Origin of the sequence: Luteimonas panaciterrae (assembly GCF_020511115.1) — a bacterium.
Classification (GTDB): domain Bacteria; phylum Pseudomonadota; class Gammaproteobacteria; order Xanthomonadales; family Xanthomonadaceae; genus Luteimonas; species Luteimonas panaciterrae.
The window spans coordinates 915059-937500 of the sequence record NZ_JAJAVH010000001.1 but is presented as its reverse complement, the minus strand read 5'-3'; the positions used below and the strand labels follow the sequence as shown (position 1 = coordinate 937500).

The 22442-nt window shown below is 66.9% G+C and carries 19 protein-coding genes (1 of these 19 cut by a window edge); 13 read left to right on the top strand and 6 right to left on the bottom strand.

The features are described from left to right. Positions 1–359, top strand: the final stretch of a protein-coding gene (locus LG367_RS04130) for a SirB1 family protein (RefSeq protein WP_226467930.1). 487 nt of this gene lie to the left of the window's left edge; only the last 359 of its 846 coding nucleotides appear in the window; its start codon lies beyond the left edge, outside the window; its stop codon occupies positions 357–359. Positions 360–440: 81 nt separating this feature from the next. Here LG367_RS04130 and LG367_RS04125 read toward each other — a convergent pair whose 3' ends face one another. Further along, positions 441–680, bottom strand: a complete 240-nt coding sequence (locus tag LG367_RS04125; RefSeq protein ID WP_425490905.1) for a rubredoxin — start codon at positions 678–680, stop codon at positions 441–443. A gap of 22 nt (positions 681–702) precedes the next feature. Between LG367_RS04125 and thiE the strand changes: the two genes are divergently transcribed. The 3 genes from thiE to LG367_RS04110 all read left to right on the top strand — a co-directional run bounded on the left by thiE (position 703) and on the right by LG367_RS04110 (position 3441). Next, positions 703–1362, top strand: a complete 660-nt coding sequence (gene thiE / locus LG367_RS04120; protein ID WP_226467928.1) for a thiamine phosphate synthase — start codon at positions 703–705, stop codon at positions 1360–1362. Between the two features lie 94 nt (positions 1363–1456). Continuing rightward, on the top strand, positions 1457–2749 hold the full coding sequence (gene hemL / locus LG367_RS04115; protein ID WP_226467927.1) for a glutamate-1-semialdehyde 2,1-aminomutase: 1293 nt from the start codon (positions 1457–1459) through the stop codon (positions 2747–2749). Next, the gene (locus LG367_RS04110; RefSeq protein ID WP_226467926.1) at positions 2746–3441 is read left to right on the top strand and encodes an HAD family hydrolase; all 696 of its coding nucleotides are present in this window, start codon (positions 2746–2748) and stop codon (positions 3439–3441) included. Before hemL ends, LG367_RS04110 begins: the two co-directional genes overlap by 4 nt. A gap of 77 nt (positions 3442–3518) precedes the next feature. Here the strand turns inward: LG367_RS04110 and LG367_RS04105 are convergent, their stop codons facing one another. Further along, on the bottom strand, positions 3519–4751 hold the full coding sequence (locus LG367_RS04105) for an acetylornithine transaminase (protein WP_226467925.1): 1233 nt from the start codon (positions 4749–4751) through the stop codon (positions 3519–3521). A gap of 258 nt (positions 4752–5009) precedes the next feature. Between LG367_RS04105 and LG367_RS04100 the strand changes: the two genes are divergently transcribed. Together LG367_RS04100 and LG367_RS04095 are read left to right on the top strand one after the other, a co-directional pair. Continuing rightward, the gene (locus LG367_RS04100) at positions 5010–5228 is read left to right on the top strand and encodes a hypothetical protein (protein ID WP_226467924.1); all 219 of its coding nucleotides are present in this window, start codon (positions 5010–5012) and stop codon (positions 5226–5228) included. Between the two features lie 27 nt (positions 5229–5255). After that, positions 5256–5456: a hypothetical protein gene (locus LG367_RS04095; RefSeq protein WP_226467923.1), complete on the top strand. Its 201-nt coding sequence runs from the start codon at positions 5256–5258 to the stop codon at positions 5454–5456. Between the two features lie 275 nt (positions 5457–5731). Here LG367_RS04095 and LG367_RS04090 read toward each other — a convergent pair whose 3' ends face one another. Further along, positions 5732–6547, bottom strand: a complete 816-nt coding sequence (locus LG367_RS04090; protein WP_226467922.1) for an SDR family oxidoreductase — start codon at positions 6545–6547, stop codon at positions 5732–5734. Positions 6548–6791: 244 nt separating this feature from the next. Here LG367_RS04090 and LG367_RS04085 point away from each other — a divergent pair, with 244 nt between their 5' ends. Further along, entirely contained in the window at positions 6792–8795 is a 2004-nt protein-coding gene (locus tag LG367_RS04085) for a bifunctional DedA family/phosphatase PAP2 family protein (RefSeq protein ID WP_226467921.1), read from the top strand. Positions 8796–8911: 116 nt separating this feature from the next. Here the strand turns inward: LG367_RS04085 and LG367_RS04080 are convergent, their stop codons facing one another. The 3 genes from LG367_RS04080 to LG367_RS04070 all read right to left on the bottom strand — a co-directional run bounded on the left by LG367_RS04080 (position 8912) and on the right by LG367_RS04070 (position 11697). Beyond that, a complete protein-coding gene (locus tag LG367_RS04080) occupies positions 8912–9493 on the bottom strand; it encodes an LON peptidase substrate-binding domain-containing protein (RefSeq protein WP_226467920.1) in 582 nt (193 codons plus the stop codon). Between the two features lie 154 nt (positions 9494–9647). Continuing rightward, complete coding sequence (mpl, locus tag LG367_RS04075; RefSeq protein WP_226467919.1) at positions 9648–11021, bottom strand: UDP-N-acetylmuramate:L-alanyl-gamma-D-glutamyl-meso-diaminopimelate ligase; 1374 nt, start codon at positions 11019–11021, stop codon at positions 9648–9650. Between the two features lie 97 nt (positions 11022–11118). Continuing rightward, positions 11119–11697 (bottom strand): adenylate kinase, encoded by a 579-nt coding sequence (locus LG367_RS04070; RefSeq protein WP_226467918.1) that lies wholly within the window; start codon positions 11695–11697, stop codon positions 11119–11121. 249 nt (positions 11698–11946) lie between these two features. Between LG367_RS04070 and LG367_RS04065 the strand changes: the two genes are divergently transcribed. The 6 genes from LG367_RS04065 (at position 11947) to LG367_RS04040 (ending at position 22429) form a co-directional block, all read left to right on the top strand. Next, positions 11947–12165: a hypothetical protein gene (locus LG367_RS04065; protein ID WP_226467917.1), complete on the top strand. Its 219-nt coding sequence runs from the start codon at positions 11947–11949 to the stop codon at positions 12163–12165. Between the two features lie 298 nt (positions 12166–12463). Continuing rightward, positions 12464–16513: a non-ribosomal peptide synthetase gene (locus LG367_RS04060; protein ID WP_226467916.1), complete on the top strand. Its 4050-nt coding sequence runs from the start codon at positions 12464–12466 to the stop codon at positions 16511–16513. 24 nt (positions 16514–16537) lie between these two features. Further along, entirely contained in the window at positions 16538–17848 is a 1311-nt protein-coding gene (locus LG367_RS04055; protein ID WP_226467915.1) for a glycosyltransferase, read from the top strand. After that, positions 17845–20118 carry a penicillin acylase family protein gene (locus tag LG367_RS04050; protein ID WP_226467914.1) on the top strand — a complete coding sequence of 758 codons (2274 nt, stop codon included), beginning with the start codon at positions 17845–17847 and terminating at the stop codon, positions 20116–20118. The genes LG367_RS04055 and LG367_RS04050 overlap by 4 nt, the downstream gene beginning before the upstream one ends. Continuing rightward, positions 20115–21458, top strand: coding sequence for a condensation domain-containing protein (locus LG367_RS04045; RefSeq protein ID WP_226467913.1), 1344 nt, complete (start codon positions 20115–20117; stop codon positions 21456–21458). The genes LG367_RS04050 and LG367_RS04045 overlap by 4 nt, the downstream gene beginning before the upstream one ends. Continuing rightward, a complete protein-coding gene (locus tag LG367_RS04040; RefSeq protein WP_226467912.1) occupies positions 21455–22429 on the top strand; it encodes a glycosyltransferase family 2 protein in 975 nt (324 codons plus the stop codon). Before LG367_RS04045 ends, LG367_RS04040 begins: the two co-directional genes overlap by 4 nt. Positions 22430–22442: the final 13 nt, after the last annotated feature.

Sequence of the window (22442 nt, the reverse complement as noted above, 5' to 3'; positions counted from 1 at the left end):
AGCGCGCGCGGCCCCATCTCGGCGGCGATTCGATCGATGACGAGGCTTTGTCGCAAATCCTGAATCCGGCCTCGCATCGCAGCATCCTGATGCGCGTGCTGCGCAATCTGCACGGCGTGTACCGCAATGTGCAGGACTGGGAGCGCGCCACGCGCTGCGCCGATCGTCTGCTGCGCCTGTCGCCGAACGATGCGGAAGCGCTGCGCGATCGCGGCCTCGGCTATCTGGAACTCGATTACCGGCACGGCGCGCGCGAGGATCTGTCGCGCTATCTGCAACTCAATCCGCAGGCCGAGGACGCGGCCACGCTACGCGAACGCCTGATCGAAGTGAGCGTCGGCCGGACACGGACGCATTAAGGATCGCTCCGGACACGGACGCATTGAGGATCGCCCCGGATGCGGACGCATCGAGCCTCGCCTCGAGCGAGGCCGGCGCGCTCAGAGCGTCATCATCTCGAAATCATCCTTGGTGACGCCGCAGTCCGGGCAGGTCCAGGTATCCGGAATGTCTTCCCAGCGCGTGCCGGGCTCGATGCCTTCTTCCGGCAAGCCCTTGGCCTCGTCGTAGATGAATCCGCAGACGACGCACATCCAGGTCCTGTAGGCGGTGGCGGTCTCGTTCATCGGATAATGCGGTCGGAGGCATGCGTTCGTGGAACGCGCATTGTCCCATCCCACGCCCGTGCAGGAAACCATGAGGATGAATGATTCGCGCCGGCCGCACCGCGGCGCCGCTCCCGAGGACTCGGCGGGAGCGCCCCCCAAGGGGCTTTACCTGATCACGCCGGACGAGACGGATACCGCGCGCCTGGTGGAACGGGTGCGGGCAGTGCTCGGTTTCGCGACGTGGCTGCAGTACCGCAACAAACAGGCCGATGCCGCGCTGCGACGCGTTCAAACCGAGGCCCTGCTGCCCCTGTGCCGCGCGGCACGGGTGCCGCTGATCGTCAACGACGACTGGCGGCTGGCGCGCGATCTCGGCGCCGAAGGCGCGCATCTGGGCGAGGACGACGGCGATCTGCGCGCCGCACGCGAGGCCCTGGGCGAGAGCGCGATCCTCGGTGCGTCCTGCTACGACGACGTCGACCGCGCCGAAACGGCTGTGCGCGCGGGCGCCAGCTATCTGGCCTTCGGCGCCTTCTTCCCCACCCGCAGCAAATCCGGCACGCGCCACGCCGAACCGAAACTGCTGCATGAATGCGCGCACCTGGGACTGCCCATGGTGGCGATCGGCGGCATCACGCCCGACAATGCGGAGGTGGTGATCGCCGCGGGCGCCGATCTGGTGGCGGTGATCAGTGGCGTCTTCGACGCTCCCGACCCGGTCGCGGCCGCACGCGCCTACCGCGCCAAGTTCTGAATCAGCTCGCCCCAAACCAGTTCGCCCCCATCGCTCCCGCCCGGTTGAGCCTCCGCTCCGCCGACGCCGGACATCTCCTCCGCACAGGATTTACATGGATAGCTCGCGTTCCCAAGCCCTCTTCACCCAAGCGCAGACATTGATGCCCGGCGGCGTGAATTCGCCGGTACGCGCGTTCAAATCGGTCGGCGGCACGCCGTTCTTCGTGCAGCGCGCCGAGGGGCCTTATCTGTTCGACGTCGACGGCAACCGCTACATCGACTACGTCGGTTCATGGGGACCGATGATCGTCGGCCACAACCACCCGGCGGTGCTGGAAGCGGTACTGCGCACCGCGCGCGGCGGTCTGAGTTTCGGCACGCCGAACCCGCTGGAAGTGACGATGGCCGAGACCATCACGCAACTGATTCCCGGCTGCGAGATGGTGCGCATGGTCAATTCCGGCACCGAGGCGACGCTGTCGGCGATCCGCCTCGCGCGCGGCGCGACCGGGCGCGCGCGCATCGTCAAGTTCGAGGGCTGCTATCACGGCCACGGCGATTCCTTCCTGGTGAAGGCCGGCAGCGGCGCGCTCACGTTCGGCGTGCCGACATCGCCCGGTGTGCCGAAGGCGCTGGCCGATCTGACACTGACGCTGCCGTACAACGATTTCGATGCTGCCACCGCGTTGTTCGACGAATGCGGCGACGACATCGCCGGGCTGATCATGGAACCGGTGGTCGGCAACGCCAACTGCCTGCCGCCGCGCGAGGGCTATCTGCAGCATCTGCGCGAGCTGTGCACGCGGCACGGCGCGCTGCTGATCTTCGACGAGGTGATGACGGGGTTTCGCGTCGCGCTCGGCGGCGCGCAGGCGCGCTACGGCGTGACGCCGGACCTGTCGACGTTCGGCAAGGTGATCGGCGGCGGCATGCCGGTGGGCGCCTACGGCGGACGCCGCGAACTGATGCAGCAGATCGCGCCCGCCGGCCCGATCTACCAGGCCGGCACGCTGAGCGGCAATCCGGTGGCGATGGCGGCCGGGCTGGCGATGCTGGAGCTGATCCAGGCGCCCGGCTTCTACGACGAACTGGAGCGGCGCACGCACGCGCTCTGCGACGGCCTGGAAGCGGCGGCGCAGGCGGCGGGCATTCCCTTCACCACGCAGCGCGTGGGCGGCATGTTCGGCCTGTTCTTCAGCGCCTCGCCGGTCGACACCTACGCGCAGGCCGTGGCTTGCGATACCGCTGCGTTCAATCGCTTCTTCCACGCCATGCTCGAGCGCGGCGTGTATTTCGCGCCCTCGGCATTCGAGGCCGGATTCATGTCCAGCGCCCATGACGACCAGGCGATCGCGGCGACGATCGCCGCCGCGCGCGATGCGTTCGCAGTGGTGGCACGCGCATGATCGAAGAAACCGAAAGCTTTCGCGAAGCCGCGGCGCAGGCACAGGAAACGCCGGCTGGGCAGCCGGCGGCGCAGCGGCTGCCTGCCCTCGTCCTGTTCGATCTCGACGAAGTGCTCGTGGATTACGACCACGAGGCGCGGCTGTCCCTGCTGGCCGCGCGCAGCGGCACGACACGGGAGCAGGTTTATGCGGCGCTGTTCCAGTCGGGCCTGGAACACGATTCCGACATGGGACGCTTCCAGCCGCAGGAATACGCCGACGAACTCGCGCGCCGGCTCGGCGCGCCGGTCACCCTGGCCGACTGCGTGGATGCCCGCGGCGCGAGCATGCGGATCCGCCCCGATGCGTTGCGGCTGGCGCAGCGCGTCGCCGAGCGCGCACGCATCGGCATCCTCACCAACAACGGGCTGTATCTGCGCGACACGCTGCGCACGATCTGCCCGGACCTGTTCCCGCTATTCGAAGGCCAGGTCCGCTTCGCCGCGCAATTCCGGCTGCTGAAGCCGGACCCGCAGGTCTATCTGCGTTGCCTGCCGACGCTCGACGCGATTCCGGAGACGACGCTGTTCATCGACGACAAGCCGGAGAACGTGGAAGGCGCGATCATGGCCGGGCTGCAGGCCGAACAATTCACCAGCATGGCGGCGCTGACCGAGACGTTCGCCAGCTACAGCCTGATCGAGGCGGACTAGCCGCCGTTTAGATCGACGGCTCTTGAGTTTCGTCATCCCCGCAAAGGCGGGAATGACGATCCAGGCCCAAGATTTCCCTAGCCGTTTTCCGGGGCGACGAACGCCTGCAACGCCTTGCGCAGCCGCGCGAGGCCTTCAGCGATGTCGGCATCGCCGATGTTCAGCGCCGGCACGAAACGCAGCACGTCCGGCCCGGCCTGCAGCAGGAGCAATCCGTTGGCGGCGGCGTGATCGAGCACCTCGCCGGCGCGGCCGGCGTATTCGGGCTTCAGCACCGCGCCGAGCATCAGGCCGCGGCCGCGGATTTCGGCGAACAGGGACAACTCTTCGTCGATCGCCATCAGTCCCGCACGCAGGGCTTCCGACTGTTTCCGCACATTCGCGGCGATCGCGTCCGAGGCCAGCTTGCGCAGCGCCACACGCGCCACGGCGGCGGCGAGCGGATTGCCGCCGAAAGTCGTGCCATGCGCGCCGTATTGCATCACTTCAGCGACCTTCGGGCCCGCCAATAGCGCGCCGATCGGGAAACCGCCGCCGAGCGCCTTGGCCAGCGTGACAATGTCCGGCACGACGCCGTCCTGCCAATGCGCGAACAGCGTGCCGGTACGTCCCATGCCGCACTGGATTTCGTCCAGCACCAGCAGCGCGCCGTAACGATCGCACAGCGCGCGCGCCCCCTGCAGGAAACCCGGAGCCGCCGGCATCACGCCGCCCTCGCCCTGCACGGGTTCCACCAGCACGGCGGCGACATCGCCGGCCGACATCGCCGCCTCGAGCTGCGCGACGTCGTTGAAATCGATGTAACGGAAACCGCCCGGCAGCGGCTCGTAGCCTTCCTGATATTTCGGCTGCGCCGTCGCGGTCACCGCGGCGAGCGTGCGGCCGTGGAAGCTGCCGCGACAGCTGACGATGACGCGCCGCGTCGGCTCGCGCCCTTGCGCGGCGGCCCACTTGCGCACCAGCTTGATCGCCGCCTCGTTGGCTTCGGCGCCGGAGTTGCACAGGAACACGCGGCTGGCGAAGCGCGAAGCTTCGACCAGTTCTTCGGCCAGGCGCAGCGGCGGTTCGCTGTAGAACACGTTGCTCGTGTGCCACAGCTTGCCGGCTTGTTCGGTGAGCGCCGCGATCAGATCAGGATCGCCGTGACCGAGCCCGCAAACGGCGATGCCCGCGGAAAGATCGACGTACTCGCGCCCGTCACGATCCCACACGCGTGCGCCTTGCCCACGCTCGAGGATGACCTCGCGCGGACGGTACACCGGCAGGTAGAACTGCTGGCCAAGGGCGACAAGATCGGCAGTGGCGCTCACTTTTTGATTTCTCTGAGGAAAAGGGACGCGCAATTGTGACCCATGTCGGAGGATTTGGTGCGACGCCGCTTGACCCTGTCGCAGCGCCGCCAATAGCTTCGATCCGCGTCTTTCGACCACTGCCTCGCGCAGTCGACCGGAAAGACGAGAGGCGCGAAAACTCTCTCGATGCGGCCCCCTCATAGCCGGATGCGAGTTCGGCTCTGTCCATCGGAGTTCCCGACGAACTGTCACATCTCAACAAACGGAGAGGTTGAAATGAAACGTTACTTGTCACACCTGCGCAACGGCGCTCTGGCGGTGGCGGTATTCGGCTGCCTGGCGTTCGGTGCCAGCCAGGCATTGGCGATCGGCGACAACGGTACGCCGACGCATCGGGCGACCTGTCCAAGCTCGAACTGCAGGGCCGAATGCGGCTTCTACGGCGGACAGAGACTGCGCCCCGGCGCCCCCTGCCTTTGCTGTGCCGAGCCCTGAGCACCCACCAACGAGGAGAGATTACTGATGAAGTCCTATCTGTCGTATCTGCGTAACGGCGTCATGGCGGTCGCGGTGTTCGGCTGCCTTGCCTTCGGCGCCAGCCAGGCATTGGCGACTTCCGACACCGGCGCGAATTCTCCGAAAGGCACGTGCTCGCAGTGCCGCGCGGAGTGTCCGGAATTCGGCGGTCAGTACATCAGCGGACGTTGTTATTGTTGTGGGTGAGGGGCCGCGTGCTAGCGGACGCCTTCAGGGCGTCTGCTGCGGCCCCGAACGCCCGGCCATGGATGGCCGGGCCGGACGACCCGAAGCCGTGAAGTCGCGCCAGGGAGGGCTGCAAGACTTCTTTCGAAGTGACGGTTGTGATTCCCGCCAGGGGAATCTAGAGCTTCTGCTAAAACAGCGTCACACCAACCGCACGAAAGTCCCTGGACTCCCGCCTTCGCGGGAATGACGGCAAAGACAAACCCCGGCGCTTTCGCATTCGTTCCAACCACACCTCAATCCAAAAACAAATCCGGAAACAACGGCTGCGCCAAATCCACCGCATACCCCGAAAAATCCGTCACCCCCGCCTCACCCAACACTTCATCGTCAATCAGAAACCGGCCATAGAACCCGGCGGCATCCCGCGTCAGCACCGCATGCGCCGCATCCCCCATGATCTCCGGCTTGCGCCCGTTCCCCGCGCTCACGCCGGGGATCAGGTTGAGCGCATCGGTCGCGATCAGCGTGCGCGGCCACAACGCGTTCACGGCCACGCCCTGCGGGCCGAATTCGCCGGCCAGTCCGAGCGTCACGAAACTCATGCCCATCTTCGCCAGCGTGTAGCCGGTATGCGGCGCCCACCACTTCGGATCGAGCGACGGCGGCGGGCACAGCGTGAGGATGTGCGGATTCGGCGCCTTCAGCAGATGTGGCAGGCACGCCTGCGCGCACAGGAAGCTGCCGCGCGCGTTGACCTGCTGCATCAGGTCGAAGCGCTTCATCGGCGTGTCGAGCGTGCCGCGCAGCCAGATCGCGCTGGCGTTGTTGACCAGGATGTCGATGCCACCGAAGGCGTCGATGGTCGCGGCCACGGCGGCATGCACCTGCTCCTCCTCGCGGATGTCGCATTTCAGCGCCAGGCCGTGCCCGCCCGCGGCCGTCACGGCCTCGGCAGCGGAATGGATCGTGCCCGGCAGCTTGGGATTGGGCACGTCGGACTTCGCCGCGATCACCACGTTGGCGCCGTCGCGCGCGGCGCGCAGCGCGATCGCCAGGCCGATGCCGCGCGAAGCGCCGGTGATGAAGAGGGTCTTGTTGGCTAGGGACATGTGTCGGCGTCCGTTGGCGAGGGTCGGGCGAAGCGTACATGCTTTTGCGTCATTCTCGTCCGGCGCGCATCTTCCGCGCCGATGGAACTCAAGATCAGCGATTTTGTTTGAATGCCTTCCATGGCGCGGCCTTGCGGTTTCGGAACGTACGGCCCGGCCATTCTTGACCGTGCGTTCACGAGCGCAGCCGATGCCGATCGGGCATCGGCTAAGCGCGGTCGCTCACCTGCCATAATCGCCCGCCATGAATGGATGGTTCGACAGTCTCGTCGCATGGATCGGCACGCATCCCCTCGCCGCCGGCCTGGTGATCTTCGCGATCGCGTTCGGCGATTCGTTGCTGATCCTCGGCGCGGCGGTGCCGTCGATCCCGTTGCTGTTCGGCGTCGGCGTGCTGATCAGCCTGGGCGAGATCTCCGGTCCCTACGCGGTGCTGTGCGCGGCGCTGGGCGCGTTCGTCGGCGATGCCACCAGCTATTGGGTCGGGTATCGCTGGGGGCCGAAGCTGCGCGGCGTGTGGCCGTTCTCGCGCTATCCGCAGCTGCTCGATCGCGGCGAGGTGCTGTTCCGCCGTAATTCGATCAAGAGCGTGCTGGTGGCGCGCTTCGTCGGCGCGATCCGGCCGTTCGTGCCGGCGGTGGCGGGGATGTTGCGCATGCCGTTGCGGCGCTACGCGCCGGCCAGCCTGCTGGCGGCGCTGTTGTGGGCGATGCTGTTCCTGGCGCCGGGCTGGCTGCTCGGCCATGCCTACGACGCGGTGGCCGCCGTGGCCAATCGCCTGGCGCTGGTGCTGGGCGGGCTGCTGGCGGCGCTACTGCTGATGTGGGCGGCGGTGCTGTACACGTACCGCTGGTTCGCCGGCCATGCCGATTCGCTGCTGGCGCGCGCCCTGCGCTGGACACGCGCGCATCCGCATCTGGGCCGCTACGCGGGGGCGCTGATCGATCCGAACCGGCCCGAGTCGCCATCCCTGGCGATCCTGGCGGCGTGCCTGCTGGGGATCGGCGTGGCCTGGTTCGCCCTGCTCGGCACGGTGCTGATGGGCAAGAACGAGCCGCTGGGCCTGGACCGTGTCGTGTTCGAGACGATGCTGGCGCTACGCAATCCGCTGGCCGACCGGCTGATGGCCGCGCTGGCCTCGATCGGCGATGCGATGGTACTGATCCCCGCCATCGTGCTGACGCTGGCGTGGCTGCTGTGGCGCCGGCGCTGGATCGCGGCTGCGCACTGGCTGGCGGCGCTGGCGTTCGGGCTGGTGCTGACGGCATTGCTCGGCGCGGTGGTGGACATGCCCAATCCGCCGACCGCGCCGCGCGGTTTCGGCTTCCCGTCGATCGCGGTGACGATGACCACGATCACCTTCGGTTTCTTCGCCGTGCTGATCGCGCGCGAGCTGCCGGGGCGGCAGCGGGTCTGGCCGTATGTGCTCTCCGGTGCCGTGGTCGCGCTGCTGGGCTTCGCGCGGTTGTACTTCGGCGCGCACTGGCTGAGCGACGTGGTCGGCGGGATGCTGTTCGGCATCGTCTGGCTGCTGATGCTCGGCATCGCCTATCGCCGGCACGTCGCGCGCTCGTTCTGGATGGGTCCGCCGGCGTGGATCTTCTATCTGACCTTCCTGGCGGCGGCGCTGTGGCACGCGCCGCGCGCGGTGGACGACGTGCTGGCGCGCTTCACGCCGGGGCCGCCGCGCATCGTGATGGACGCCCAGACCTGGTGGAACACCGGCTGGACGATCCTGCCGGCGGAACGCGAGCGCGAGGCCAACCAGCGCTGGCCGCTCGACCTGCAGGTGGCCGGACCGCTGGAACCGCTGCAACGGCGCCTGCAGGCCAATGGCTGGGGCGTGCAGCCGCAGGCCGGCTGGCTGGAGACGCTGCACCTGCTCGACGACGACACGCCGCCGGAACTGCAGCCGGTGCTGCCGGCTACGCTCGATGCCGAGGCCGAAGTGTTGCTGCTACGCCGTCCGGGCAAGGATTCGCACGAGACCAAGGTACTGCGCCTGTGGCGGGCGCCGGCGCGGCTGCGCGACGGCACGCCCTTGTGGATCGGCAGCACGCAGACGCTGCGTTACGCCGAGCCGTTTGGCGTGTTCGGGCTCTGGCTGCCACAGGCGGCGCCCGTGGGGTCTTCCAGCCGCGCGCACGACGAGGTGCGCGCGGCGCTGCGTGATCTCGACGCCGTGCAGGCGCCGCATCCGGGCACCGGCATGCCGGTGTTGCGGGTGCGCACGCGCGCGGGCGAGTAACGACGGCCTCACTCACATCGCCGTCTCAGCGCACTCACATCGTCGTCCCAGCGGAAGCTGGGATGACGATCCGGGGACTTCGAGCACCGCGCAATGCCCCGCGATGCGTCACAACCTCAGGACAACAGCGCGAGCAGCTGATCCAGCCGCGCATGCGGATCATCGTCCTGCAGCAGCTGTTGCCGCTGCATGTCCGTCAGCGGCAGCACTTCCGCCAGCCGCCAGCCCACCCATTCCGGATCGTCGAACTGCTCGCGCGAGGCCTGCGCGTATTCGCCGCCGATACGCTCGAGGATGCGCTGCAGCACCGTGGTCAGCAGGCCGTGCTGCGGCTGCAGGAGTTCTTCTCCGACGGCGACATCGCGCCATTCCACATCCGCCACCAGCAGGCCGTTGTCGCGCACGCGCGTGCGCCGGACGTGGAAGCGCCGCACGCCGCGCACGCGCAGGGTGAGCAGGCCGTCGTCGTCGGTGCCGAAATCCTCGATCCGCGCCTCGGTGCCGAACGCCGCCGGCGTAGCCGGCGCACCGGCTTCGTTGCCTTCCAGGATCATGCAGACGCCGAATCCGCTCGCGTTCCGGCCGCATTCGCGCACCAGGTCGAGATAACGCGCCTCGAACACGCGCAGCCCCAGCGTGGCGCCGGGCAGCAGCACGGTGTGCAGGGGAAACAGCGGCAGCGATGCGGTCGTCGGCACCTGTCCCAGTGTACGGATGCGGAAGCGGGAATCTATGCCGGGAAGGTTTCGCCCGCGTAGGGCGGGCCTTGGCCCGCCATTACCATCTTCACGTTTGCGATGCATTAAACGCCGTCGCGAACAGACACATCGTCATCGCGGGCCAAGGCCCGCCCTACGCAGATTCCCGCAACACAGCCAGAAAACGCCGCGGCGCACCGTCGAATCCACCGTTGGACATGAACACGACGTGGTCGCCCGCGCGCACGAGCGTGCGCAGAGCGGCGATCAGCGCGTCGACGTCCGGCACCGCGACGCCCTCCCCGCGCAGCGCGGAGACGACCTTGCCGGCATCCCAAGCGAGTTCCGGCCGGTGCAGGAACACCACGGCATCGGCCCCGTCCAGCGATGGCGCCAGCGCATCGGCATGCGCGCCGAGCCGCATCGAATTGCTGCGCGGTTCCATCGCCACGACAATCCTGCCGCCGACGCTTCCCACCTTCGCGCGCAAGCCGGCGAGCGTGGTGGCGATGGCGGTCGGGTGATGGGCGAAATCGTCGTAGACGGTGACGCCCTGCGCATCGCCCAGCACCTCCAGCCGGCGCTTGACGCTGCGAAACCCCGCCAGCGCCGGCAGCACCGCCGCCACATCGACACCGACCGCATGGCAGGCCGCGAGCGCGGCCAGTCCGTTCATGACGTTGTGGCGGCCGAGCAGCGGCCAGCGCACCTCGCCGATCTCCGCGCCCTTGTGCAGCACCGCGAAGGCGCTGCCGTCGTCGGCGATCAGGCGCGCGCTCCACTCATGATCGCCGCCGTCGAGGCCGAAGCGCTCCACCGGTGTCCAGCAGCCCATCGCCAGCACTTCGGCCAGGCGCGCGTCCTCGCCGTTGACGATCAAGCGCCCGCGCGCGGGCACGGTGCGCACCAGGTGATGGAACTGGCGCTGGATCGCCGCGACGTCCGGGAAGATGTCGGCGTGGTCGAACTCGAGGTTGTTGAGGATCGCCACCAGCGGCCGGTAGTGCACGAACTTGCTGCGCTTGTCGAAGAACGCGGTGTCGTACTCGTCCGCCTCGACCACGAAGGCCTTGCCGCTGCCCGCGCGCGCGGACACGCCGAAATCCTCGGCCACGCCGCCGATCAGGAAGCCCGGCTCGCGGCCGGCAGCCTGCAACAGATAGGTCAGGATCGTGGTCGTCGTGGTCTTGCCGTGGGTGCCGGCGACGGCGAGCGTGTCGCGCCCCGGCAGCATGCGCTCGGCCAGCCACTGCGCGCCGGAGGTGTAGCGCAGGCCTGCATCGAGCACGTGCTCGACTGCAGGATTACCGCGCGAGAGCGCATTGCCGACCACGATCTCGTCGCAGTCGGCGGCGATGTTCTCGGGCAGATAGCCCTGTTTCAGCGCGATGCCCAGCGTTTCCAGCTGCGTCGACATCGGCGGGTAGATCGCCTGGTCGGAACCCTCGACGTCGAAGCCGAGTTCGCGCGCGAGCGCGGCGACGCCGCCCATGAATGTTCCGGCGATGCCCAGGATGTGGAGCTTCAAATCTGCAATTCCCAAAAGATCGTGACGAACTCACGAAACAGCTTCCGCGCATCGTCTGTAGCCCTCCCCCGCTCGCGGGGAAGGGCGAGGCATGAAGTCAGCCTACTTCCGTCGCGGGCGAAATGGCCTCGACGATCCGGGTGAACACCTCATCCAGCGACCCGACCCCGTTCACCACCGTGAGCTGGCCATGGGCGCGGTAGAACTCGATCACCGGCGCGGTCTTCTCCTCGTACACCTTCAGACGCGTGCGCACGGATTCGGGAGAGTCATCGGCGCGGCCCTCGGCGGCGGCACGGCCGGCGATGCGTTCGACCAGCAGGTCCATCGGCACTTCCAGCTGCACCGCGTAATCCATCGGCTGGCGAATGCGTGTCAGCAGGCCGTCCAGCGCGTCGGCCTGGGCCAGATTGCGTGGATAGCCGTCGAGGATGAAGCCGTTGCGGGTATCCGAGCGGGAGAAACGGTCCTCGAGCATGCCGAGCAGGATGTCGTCCGAGACCAGTTCGCCGCGGTCCATGACGGCCTTGGCCTGCTGTCCGAGCGGACTGCCGGCGGCCACTTCCGCGCGCAGCAGATCTCCGGTGGAGATGTGCGGGACCTGCAGATGATCCTTGAGACGTGCCGCCTGCGTGCCCTTGCCGGAACCGGGCGCGCCGAGAAGTACCAATCGCATCGCTTGCTCCAAAAACACTGAATTCAGGTTCGCCGCGCGGCGCGCATGGCGCGGACCCGGGCGAAAACCGTGTCAGCTTACCCGAAATCTCCCCGCGACCTCTCTGGAGCCCACCCCCGGGCTCGGACGTCCCGACCGGCCTCCGCGCCATGCCGACAGCTCCGCCAGGACGATGAACATGGAGCACGGATGACGGCACACGATCACAAAGATTTGGAGACGCACGATCGCAAGACGTGGACGCATCGCATGCGTTCGATCCTCGTCTCGCGGCAGCGACGACAAACATTCTCGTACACGCGAAGTGCACGCATTGCACTTGAACACGTTCTCATCACGCTTGCGAAACAATGCTTCCGCGATGCCGTCGATGCATTCGACGCAACCACCCATCGTTTTCGCGCGTGCAATCACGAGTCTTTCACGGTGGTCGCACGTAAAAAGAAATCACAAATCCCAACACCCTGACGTTTTTGATCGGCGTCTCGATGTAAACGGAACGACGAACAGAAATTCGACCGCCTCCGATGTGGAAGCAGGTTGGTGTTAGTCAGGAAATCTCGATGCGTCACGCTTCGACGCGATGCTCGTGATTATTGCTCCGGCGCGCGAATGAGCTTTGTCCGGGGAAAACGCAGTTCCGGGAGGGAACAAGCGAGAGGTCGGATTCGGCAGTGCCTTGGGCATGGCCGAGAAGCTCGGCGTCCATGGAAAGGCGCCTGCGTCCGACCGTGACGACGATTCCAGTCTGATGGGGGAATAGCAGATGAGTGGGCACCATGAATGCGCCCTGCCTTTGACGACCGCGCAGCGCGGCGTCTGGGTCGGAGAAAAAGTCGGCGCGAGCGATGCCGTGATGAACATCGCAGAAGCCGTGGAGATCTTCGGTGCGATCGATCCGCTGCATTTCCAACGTGCCCTGCAACAGGTGGCGAGCGAGGTGGAACCGATCCGCCTGCGCATCGTCGAACGCGACGGCAAGCCGCAACAGATCGTGCGTCCCACCTACGACTGGGAATTCCCCTTCATCGACGTCAGCGCCGAAGCCGATCCGCGCGCGGCGGCCGAGACCTGGATGCACGCGGAACTGAGCCGGCCCGTCGACCTGGGGCAGGATCCGCTGTACTTCAGCGCGCTGCTCAAGCTCGCCGAGGACCGCTACTTCTGGTACCACCGCGCGCATCACGCGATCTTCGACGGATACACCGGCAGCATCGTGTCGATGCGCGTGGCCGAGCTGTACACGGCCTATGTCGAGGGCATCGCACCTCCCCCCTGCGAATTCGGCACGCTGGCCGAACTGGTCGAAGCGGAAACCGCCTATCGCGAATCCGACCGCCTGCGCCGCGACCGCGCCTATTGGCACGAACAACTCGCCGGCCTGCCAGAACCGGCGACGCTCGCGCGCAAATCCGCGCGCAAGGCCGGCAGCCTGTGCCACAGCAGCGGCTACATCCCCGTCGCCACCGCCAACGCGCTCGCTGAACTGGGCAAGCGCGTCTCCGCCAGTTCGCCGCAGGTGCTGATCGCGCTGATCGCGGCCTACTACCATCGCGCCACTGGCGCGGACGACCTGGTCTTCGCGATGCCGGTGTCCGGGCGCGTCAATCACACCCTGCGCCGCTGCCCTGGCATGGTGGCCAACGCGGTCCCCATCCGTCTCAACTTCACGCCCGAGATGAGCGCGCTCGACCTGTTCGGACAGGTCTCGCGCACCGTGCGCCAGGCGCTGCGGCATCAGCAGTATCGCTACGAGGACCTGCGTCGCGATCTCGGCCTGGTCGGCCAGGGCCAGCAGATCGCCAGGCTCGGCATCAACATCGAGCCGTTCGACTATCAGATCAGCTTCGGCGGCGTGCCGGCGACCTCGCACAACCTGTCCAACACCACCCAGGAAGACCTGATCGTCTTCGTATTCGACCGCAACAACGGCAGCGATCTGTGCGTGATGTTCGACGCCAATCCCGCGCTCTATTCGATCGAGGAGCTGCACGAGCACCGCCATCGCTTGATGCGCCTGATCGACGCGGTGCTGGCCGATCCCGAGCAGGCACTGCGCAAGATCGACATCCTCGGCGAGGCCGAACGCCATCGCCTGCTGGTCGAATGGAACAACACCGCCGCGCCCGATGCCGATCTCGACACCAGCCTGCCCGCCATCGTCGCCCGCCATGCGGCCTTGACGCCTGACGCGCCGGCCGTGGTATTCGGAAACACGGTGCTGAGCTATCGCGAACTGCACACACGCAGCGTGCGCGAAGCGCGCCGCCTGCTCGCCGACGGCGTGCTGCCGGGCGACATCGTCGCCGTCGCCCTGCCGCGCAGCGAACAGATGCTGATCGAGCTGCTGGCGATCATGCGCACGGGCGCGGCCTATCTGCCGCTGGACCTCGACGCGCCGTCCGAACGCGTCGCCATGATGCTCGACGATGCCTCGCCGATCGCGCTGATCGCTGAATCCGATACCTGCCAGCGACTGGCCCGGCTCGACATGCTCATGCTCACGCCCGAGGAGGAGAGCGGCATCAGGGGCGGCCTGGCCGACGAGACGCTTCCGGGAACGTCCCTGATCGAGCCGGATCTCGCGCTGCCCGAGGCCACGGCCTACATCCTCTACACCTCCGGCTCCACCGGCCGGCCCAAGGGCGTGGAAGTCAGCCATCGCAATCTCAACAACTTCCTGCTCGGCGCGCAGCATGTGCTCGGCCTGAGTGCGAGCGATCGCTTCCTGGCGGTGACGACGATCATCTTCGACATCGCCGCGGTGGAGCTGTTCCTACCGCTGCGCGTGGGCGCACGCTCGGTGATCGCAAGCTACGAAGCCGTGCGCAGCCCGCCACTGCTCGCGCGCCTGATCCAGGAGAGCGGCGCCACGTATCTGCAGACCACGCCGTCCTTGTGGCGCGTGCTGCTCACCTGCCCGCAGATGGAGCTGGACAACATCCACGTGGTGGTCGGCGGCGAGGCGCTGAGTCCCGATCTGGCCATCAAACTCAAGCGCGAAGCCGCGCGCGTCACGCAGATCTACGGGCCGACCGAAACCACCATCTGGTCGACGACCTACGAACTGCCCGACGATTCGCTGCAAACGCTCGCCGAAGGCATTGCCGCGCCGATCGGCCGCCCGCTCGTCAACACGCGCTTGTACGTGCTCGACGTGGGCGGACAACTGGTGCCCACCGGCACCATCGGCGAGCTGTACATCGGCGGCAGCGGCGTGGCCAAGGGCTACCTCAATCGCGCGCAGCTGACCGGCGAACGCTTCCTCCCCGACCCCTTCGCCGCCGACGGCAGCCGCATGTATCGCACCGGCGATCTGGTGCGCTGGCGCGACGACGGCCTGATCGAATTCATCGGGCGCGCCGATGGCCAGGTGAAGATCCGCGGCCATCGCGTCGAGCTCGGCGAGGTCGAACACCAATTGCTCGGCCACATCGCGATCGGCGAGGCCGTGGTCACGGCGCACCACGATGCCGAGGAAGGCGCGCACCTGGCCGCGTACCTGGTGCCGAAGTTCGGCGCCACCGTCGATACGGATGCGGTGCGCACCCATCTCGCGAAGCATCTTCCCGGGTACATGATTCCCTCCAGCTTCACGCTGCTGGACGTCCTGCCGCTCACGCCGAGCGGCAAGCTCGACCGCAAGGCGTTGCCGGCGCCGGAACGCGTCCGCCGCGCCACCTATGCGCCGCCGGTGACGGACGTGGAGAAGCAGCTCGTCGCGCTGTGGCAGGACATCTTCGGCCTGGAGCGCGTCGGCATCCACGACAACTTCTTCGAGCTGGGCGGCGATTCGCTCACCGCCGCCGAGATGATCGCGCGCTCCTCGGAGTACTTCTCCGCGGAGCTGCCGCTGGCGAGCCTGTTCGAAGCCTCCACTATCGCGCAGCTGGCCACCTATCTGCAGCGCGCGCAGCACGAGGACGATCCACTGGCGACAGTGCTGCCGCTGCGCACGTCGCCGGACGAACGCCCACTGTTCTGCCTGCATCCGGTGACCGGCCTGAGCTGGGGCTTCTCCAGCTTGTTGCGGCATCTGGACAACGAACTGCCGATCTACGGCCTGCAATCGCACGGCCTGCGTGGCGACGCGGCCCTGCCGGGCAGCATCGAGGAGATCGCCGCCCACTATCTCGCGCAGATGCGGCAGGTCCAGAAGCACGGACCGTACCGGCTGCTGGGCTGGTCGATGGGCGGCCTGATCGGCCATGCCATCGCCGCGCAGTTGGAAGCCGAGGGCGAAAGCGTGGAATTCCTGGCGATGATGGATTCCTATCTTTTCGCCGCCGCGCCTCCAACGGACGAAGCGCAGGAGATTCAGGCCGCCCTGCACTTCCTCGGCTTCCATTGCCATGCCGAAAATCCGCCGTCGCACATGGAGGCGCTGGCCGACCTGCTCTATCAGGAATACGGCGTGCACTCGCAGCCACTGGTGCAGGGCCTGCTGAAGCGCAATCCGAGATTGCTCGATCACGTGACCACGGTGACGCGCAACAACCTCGCGCTGGCGCGTCGCTACCGGCCGTCCCGGATCGATGCCAGCGTGGTGTTCTTCCGCGCCACCGACCATCAGCACAACGATGCGATCGACACCATCCTGCAATACAACCCGGGAGCGTGGCGTTCCTACATCGGCGGTCGCTTCGAAGTGCACGAGATCGACTGCCACCACCAGAAGATGCTCGACCCGGTGCCGGCCGCGCGGATCGGCCGTGTCCTGCGACGTCAATTCAACAATCAGCGCGCGACGGCCGACGTCGCGGCGCCGGTGCTGTCGGAAGTGTCGTGGCAGGAGCCGATTCCTGCTTTCGGCTGACATCTCCTCATTTCCGGCATCGACATGACCGCACCGATCGCGATCTTCACCGTCGGCACGCAGGGCGACATCCGCCCCTGCGTGGCGCTGGGCCAGGGGCTGCAGCGCGCCGGCTATCCGGTGCGCATCGTCACCGACGAGAGTTTCGCGCCGCTCGTGCGCGCCAACGGACTGGATTTCTTTCCGTTGACCGCCGATTTCCAGCAGTTGCTGGAAGCGGACCGCAGCATCGCCGACAAAGGCCTGGACCTGCGCCAGATGGCGCGGATCTTCCGCGATTGCTACGCCAACTGGGCCAAGGACTGGGTGGCGCAAGGACAGGCGGCCATCGAAGGCGCCGGACTGATTGTCGGCGTCGGCAACGTCACCCTGCTCGCCAAATCGCTGTCGGAAGCACATGGCCTGCCATTCATCAGCATGCAGTTGCAGCCAGCGATGATGCCGTCTCGCATCCTCGCGCCGATGGTGCTGGCGGAGTCCGGGCGCACACTGCCGGGATCGCTCAACGCGGGCATCTACCACCTGCTGCGCGTGCTGGTGTGGCGGGTGATGAAGCCCGCCATCAACGATATCGTGCGTCCGCAACTGGGGCTGGCTCCCCATCCCTGGTACGGGCCTTATTTCCATCGCGGCCGCGAACTTCTCAACCGCGTGATCTACGGATTCAGCCGTCATGTGGTGCCACGGCCCGCCGACTGGCCGCATACGGCGCAGATCGCGGGGTATTGGTTCCTGCAGGAACCGCAATGGCAACCCTCCGAAGCGTTGCGGAATTTCCTCGACGCCGGCCCCAAGCCGGTCTACATCGGCTTCGGCAGCATGGTGAGCAGCAATGCGACCGCCTTCACCGACACCGTGCTCGAAGGCGTGCGCAAGAGCGGCCAGCGCGCGGTGCTGGCGACCGGTTGGGGTGGCCTGGAAGGTGAGGAAGGCCCTCAGGACGAGAAGACCTTCTTCATCCGCAGCGCGCCGCACGACTGGCTGTTCCCGCACATGTCGGCGGCCGTGCATCACGGCGGTGCCGGCACATCCGCGGCGGCCGCGCGCGCGGGAATCCCTTCGGTGATCGTGCCCTTCTACGGCGACCAGCCGTTCTGGGCACGCAGCCTGCACAACCAAGGCGTGGCGCCACCCGCGCTCGATCGCAAACACTTGCGTCCGGAAACACTGGCCGAGGCGCTGACGGACACCGCGCGCCCCATCATGCAGGACGCCGCGCAATTGCTCGGCCGCCGCATCCGCGCCGAGGATGGCGTCGCCGAAGCGATCCGCTACCTGCGCACCTGGGGACTGCTGCGTCGCGGCATGGTGGCGACGCAACGGAGCGCAGCATGAAGCTCGGCTGGCGCAATCTGGCCGGCGGGTTGGGTGTGACCGCCTTGTTGCTCGGCAAGGCAGCGCTGGCGAGCCGGCCAACTCCGCGCAACCTGCAAGAACGCTTGGCCATGCTGCCCTGCGAAGGCGCGCCGGTAGACGCCGACGTGACCATCCGCTGGAACTCGCACCAGGTCCCTTTCATCGAAGCCGCCAGCGACGCCGACCTGATGACCGCGCTCGGCGCGGTGCACGCACATTTGCGGCTGGGCCAGATGGAGCTGACACGCCGCATCGCTTTTGGCCGCATCTCCGAGATGATCGGCCCGATGGGCGTGGAAGTGGATCGCGCGCTACGCCTGTTCGACTTCGGCCGCGCATTGCCGCAGATGCTGGAGATGATGTCGGAAGAGGAGCGCGGCTTCGCCGAGAATTTCGTCGCCGGCATCAACCATGTGCTGTTGAACGGCCGCGAAAAGCCATTCGAGTTCGCGTTGCTGGGCATGGAACCCGAGCCCTGGACGCTGGCGGACCTGCTCACCTATCAACGGCTGACCTGCACCGATCTCAGCTGGCTGATCTGGATGCGCTTGTTGCCGCTGCGCGAGCGCCTGCCGCCCGAGGTCTGGGAGGCGCTGTGGCCGCGCCTGCTGACCGGCGGCATGCCGGCCGCGGCGACCGCCCATTGGCACGAGCTGGATGGCCGTGCGGTCACCTCGATGCTGCGTAGCGGCAGCAACTCGATGGCCGTGGCGGCGCGGCGTTCGCGCAGCGGCGCGGCGCTGATCGCCAGCGATCCGCACCTGTCGCTGCAGCTGCCCAATGTCTGGCTGATCGCCGGCATGCGTTCGCCCGGATTCCATTGCGTCGGACTGATGATGCCCGGGCTGCCATCCGTGCTGCTGGGCCGCAACCGCTGGATCGCGTGGGGCGGCACCAGCCTGCACGCGCAGAGCAGCGACCTGTTCGACGCCTCCGCCCTTCCGGCCGGCGCGATTCGCGAACGCGAGACGCGCGTGCGCGTGCGCGGCGGCCGTCCGCGCCGCCTGCGCCTGCGCGAGAGCGAGCTGGGGCCGATCGTCTCCGATGGCATGTTGCTGTCCTGTAAGCAGCTATTGGCCTTGCGCTGGATGGGCCATCGCCCGAGCAACGAGCTGGGCGCCTTGCTCGGCGTGGCGCGGGCGCGCGATTTCGAGACCTTCCACCAAGCATTGCAAGGCTACGGCGTCGCCGGCGTCAATTTCGTGTTCGCCGGCAGCGACGGCCGGGTTGCGCACGTCTTGGGCGCGCATCTGCCACGCCGCGCGTCGTCATTGCCGACCGATCTGGTGCTGCCCGCGCATGCCGCCGTCCATTGGAATCACGTGGCGGACACCGCCAGTCTGCCGACACGCATCGATCCACAGGAAGGCTTCGTGGTTTCGGCCAACGAGCGCCCCCACCTGAGTGAGTTTCCGATCGGCTATTTCTTCGCCCCGAACGACCGCGCGGACCGTCTGACTGCCCTGCTCGATCGGGACCAGCCGTTGGCCGCGGAGGATATGCAGCTGATCCAGCGCGATGTGTCAGGTGCAGGCAGCCTGCCCCTGCGCGAACGCCTGCTGACGGCCTTGCCGGCGCGGATGCGCAATCCCGGGCAACAGCGTCTGCTGGACGCCTTGCACCAATGGGATGGCGAATACGGTCGCGAATCCGCCGGCGCCTTAGCCTTTGAACTGCTGTTGGCGGGGACGGCGCGGTGTCTGGGCAATCGCCACTTGCTGCCGGCCTATCAAACCGTGTGGATGACCCAGCCGCTGCTGCTGGAAGACCTAACGGCGGCGAGCGACCACGAATTGCGCCGCGCGGCCCGGCGTGCCTTGCCGGCGGCGGCGCGGCAACTGCGCCGATACAAACGCTGGGGCGCGGTGCATCGCATCCGCTTGAAACACATGCTCGGCGGTCTGCCGGGGCTGGGGCGCAGGCTGCATGCGCCCGCCTTCGAGGGCGAAGGCGGCAACAACACCGTGCAAAAGAGTGCCCACCCGCTGCAGACCGGCCAGCACGAGGCCGATTTTGGCTCCTGCGCACGACATGTCTCGGACCTTTCGGACCTGGACGCTAACCAGTTCGTACTGCTCGGCGGCCAGGACGGCTGGGCCGGCAGCGCCAACTATCTCGACCAGATCGCCCTATGGCGGCGCGGCGAGTACATCCACGTACCGATGCGCGAATCCAGCGTCCGCGCCGCATTCCCCCATGCAACCGTATTACGGCCGGCCACACCGCGCCAAGCGGGGCAGACGACATGAAGCGACCGCTCACCCTGCCGGAACGCGTGATGTATCAGGACGGGCGCGTTCCCATTGCGATCGTGCTGCCGATCGAAATCCACGGACAACTCTCCGAGGAGCGGCTGCACAATGCTCTGGCGGGATTGCAGGCCAAGCACCTGCTGCTGCGTTGCCTGATCGAATACAAGGACGGACGTCCTTGGTTCCAGGTACAGGAATCACCGCCGCCGATTCCGTTGCGCATCCTCGCGCGCAGGAACGCGGATGACTGGGTGCGGGAATGCGGCACCGAGGAAGCACGCTTGTTCGACGCCGGCGCCCCACTCGTCCGCCTCACCTGGCTGCGCGGCGAGGATGCGAGCGAATTGCTGCTGACCTGCCATCACTGCCTTTGCGACGGCGCTTCGGTTGTGACGCTGCTGCGCGAACTGCTGCTGTTGCACGACGCGCCCGAGCACGACATCGGGCGCGACGACTCGCTGCACACCTATGCGGAACTGCTGCCGGACGCGGTGCTGCAGGATCACCGCCTGCAACGCCGGATACGCTGGATGGCGGCGCTGCTCCGGCTCGTGATCCGGTTCTTCCCATCCGGACGAGCACTGACCTACAACGACAGATACACCTTGCGCTGGACACTGGATCAATCCACCTTGCAGGCCTTGACCCGTCGCTGCGAGACCGAGGGCATCAGCGTGTTCGGCGCGCTGAGCGTGGCGCTCATCCTGGGTTTCCGCGACGTATGCGGCGCGCGTGGCGTCAAGAAATTCACCGTACCGGTGGATGCGCGCAAATTCCTGCCGAAGCTGCAGGCCGACCATCTGTTCCTGATCGCACCCACCATCGACGTGAGCCTGGAGACGCCCGAGGCCGACAAGATCACCGAAGCGGGCTTCTGGAACCTGGGACGCGCGCTCAAAACGGACATGTGGCAAAAAATCGGCCGGCTCGGCGCGAAGTTCTACCGGCATCTGCTGGGCATGGAATACCTGCATTCGGTCTACACCAAGATGCTCGCGCTGGCCGCGTCGCGCCCCGCGGCGCGCAATGTCAGCCTCAGCTATCTCGGCCGCCTGGACTTGGCGCAGGATCGCCGCGATTTCCGCATCGTGGCGGTGCACAGCCCTTCGGCGGCGCTGACGCCCGCGCCCCTGGTCATCATCAGCCGCTTCGCGGACAGCCTGGATTTCTCGTTCGTCGCCGACGAGAAATGCCTGCCCCGCTCGCAGGCCGTCGCCATCAGGGACACGGCGATGAAGATCCTTCACGATTGCGCGCAACTATCTGCCGAAGCCGAACCCAGGACCGAACCGGCGACCACGCCGCCGCTTCCGGTTCCGATGGAGGTGACCGCATGAGCGCAAATAGTTTTGGCCTGATCTTCGTTCTCTATCATCCATCCGAGGAATTCCTGCACAACCTGCGGAAAGCGCTGGCGGTGTGTCCGAACGTGGTCGCGGTCGACAACTCGTCGGAAGCCGACGTCACCCTGCACGACACGCTGCGGCGCGACGGCGCCACCGTGATCTTCAACCGCAACCGAGGCGGCCTCGCCGGCGCCTACAACCGCGGCGCGGAAATCCTGCTGGCGAAAGACTGCGACGTGATCTTCCTGCTCGACCAGGATTCGGACATCGATGCGTCCTTCTTCGAGAAGATGATGCAGGCATGTTCTGAACTCGACACCGACACCTTCCTGGTCGGCCCGAAAATCCACGAGATCAACCTCGGCAAATGCATGCCGGTATTTCCGCCCGGGCCGCGCTTCCCCAAGCCCAAGCGCATCGATCACGAAACCGAAGGCCTCTTCCCCACGTTGTTCATCATCTCCTCCGGCTCCGCCATCTCGGCGCAGGCCTACCGCAAGCTGGGCGCCTTCCGCGAGGACTATTTCATCGAGTACATCGACATCGAATACGGTCTGCGCGCCTCCAGCCACGACGTTCCCGTCTACATGAACGCCGCCGTGACCATGCGCCAGACCACCGGCCACATCGTGCGCCACGGCAAGCTGTTCACCACGCACCATCCGGCCTGGCGCCGCTACTACGGCGCGCGCAACGCGGTCCATGCGCTGGCGCTGTACAAATCGAAATGGGGCCTGCATTGGCTGACCGGCCTGCTGGCCTTCCACCAGGCCCTCTGCGTCCTGCTGTTCGAACCGCAGAAGCTGCGGAAGATCACCGCGATCCTGTTCGGTTATCTGGATGGGTTGTTCGGCAGGCTCGGCCCGTTCGAGAGCAGGCATCCGAGGATCTTCTCGTTCTGCACGGGTGCCGCGCCGGAGAAGCTCGCGCCGGACAGCGCGCCGACGATCACGGTCGAGTAGTCGCGAGCGGACC

Coding starts and splice junctions, on each gene's coding strand:
- LG367_RS04110 (WP_226467926.1), top strand. CDS start 2,746: ATGATCGAAGAAACCGAAAGCTTTCGCGAAGCCGCGGCGCAGGCACAG.
- LG367_RS04040 (WP_226467912.1), top strand. CDS start 21,455: ATGAGCGCAAATAGTTTTGGCCTGATCTTCGTTCTCTATCATCCATCC.
- LG367_RS04060 (WP_226467916.1), top strand. CDS start 12,464: ATGAGTGGGCACCATGAATGCGCCCTGCCTTTGACGACCGCGCAGCGC.
- thiE (WP_226467928.1), top strand. CDS start 703: ATGAATGATTCGCGCCGGCCGCACCGCGGCGCCGCTCCCGAGGACTCG.
- LG367_RS04100 (WP_226467924.1), top strand. CDS start 5,010: ATGAAACGTTACTTGTCACACCTGCGCAACGGCGCTCTGGCGGTGGCG.
- hemL (WP_226467927.1), top strand. CDS start 1,457: ATGGATAGCTCGCGTTCCCAAGCCCTCTTCACCCAAGCGCAGACATTG.
- LG367_RS04055 (WP_226467915.1), top strand. CDS start 16,538: ATGACCGCACCGATCGCGATCTTCACCGTCGGCACGCAGGGCGACATC.
- LG367_RS04065 (WP_226467917.1), top strand. CDS start 11,947: ATGCGTTCGATCCTCGTCTCGCGGCAGCGACGACAAACATTCTCGTAC.
- LG367_RS04095 (WP_226467923.1), top strand. CDS start 5,256: ATGAAGTCCTATCTGTCGTATCTGCGTAACGGCGTCATGGCGGTCGCG.
- LG367_RS04070 (WP_226467918.1), bottom strand. CDS start 11,697: ATGCGATTGGTACTTCTCGGCGCGCCCGGTTCCGGCAAGGGCACGCAG.
- LG367_RS04090 (WP_226467922.1), bottom strand. CDS start 6,547: ATGTCCCTAGCCAACAAGACCCTCTTCATCACCGGCGCTTCGCGCGGC.
- LG367_RS04045 (WP_226467913.1), top strand. CDS start 20,115: ATGAAGCGACCGCTCACCCTGCCGGAACGCGTGATGTATCAGGACGGG.
- LG367_RS04085 (WP_226467921.1), top strand. CDS start 6,792: ATGAATGGATGGTTCGACAGTCTCGTCGCATGGATCGGCACGCATCCC.
- LG367_RS04050 (WP_226467914.1), top strand. CDS start 17,845: ATGAAGCTCGGCTGGCGCAATCTGGCCGGCGGGTTGGGTGTGACCGCC.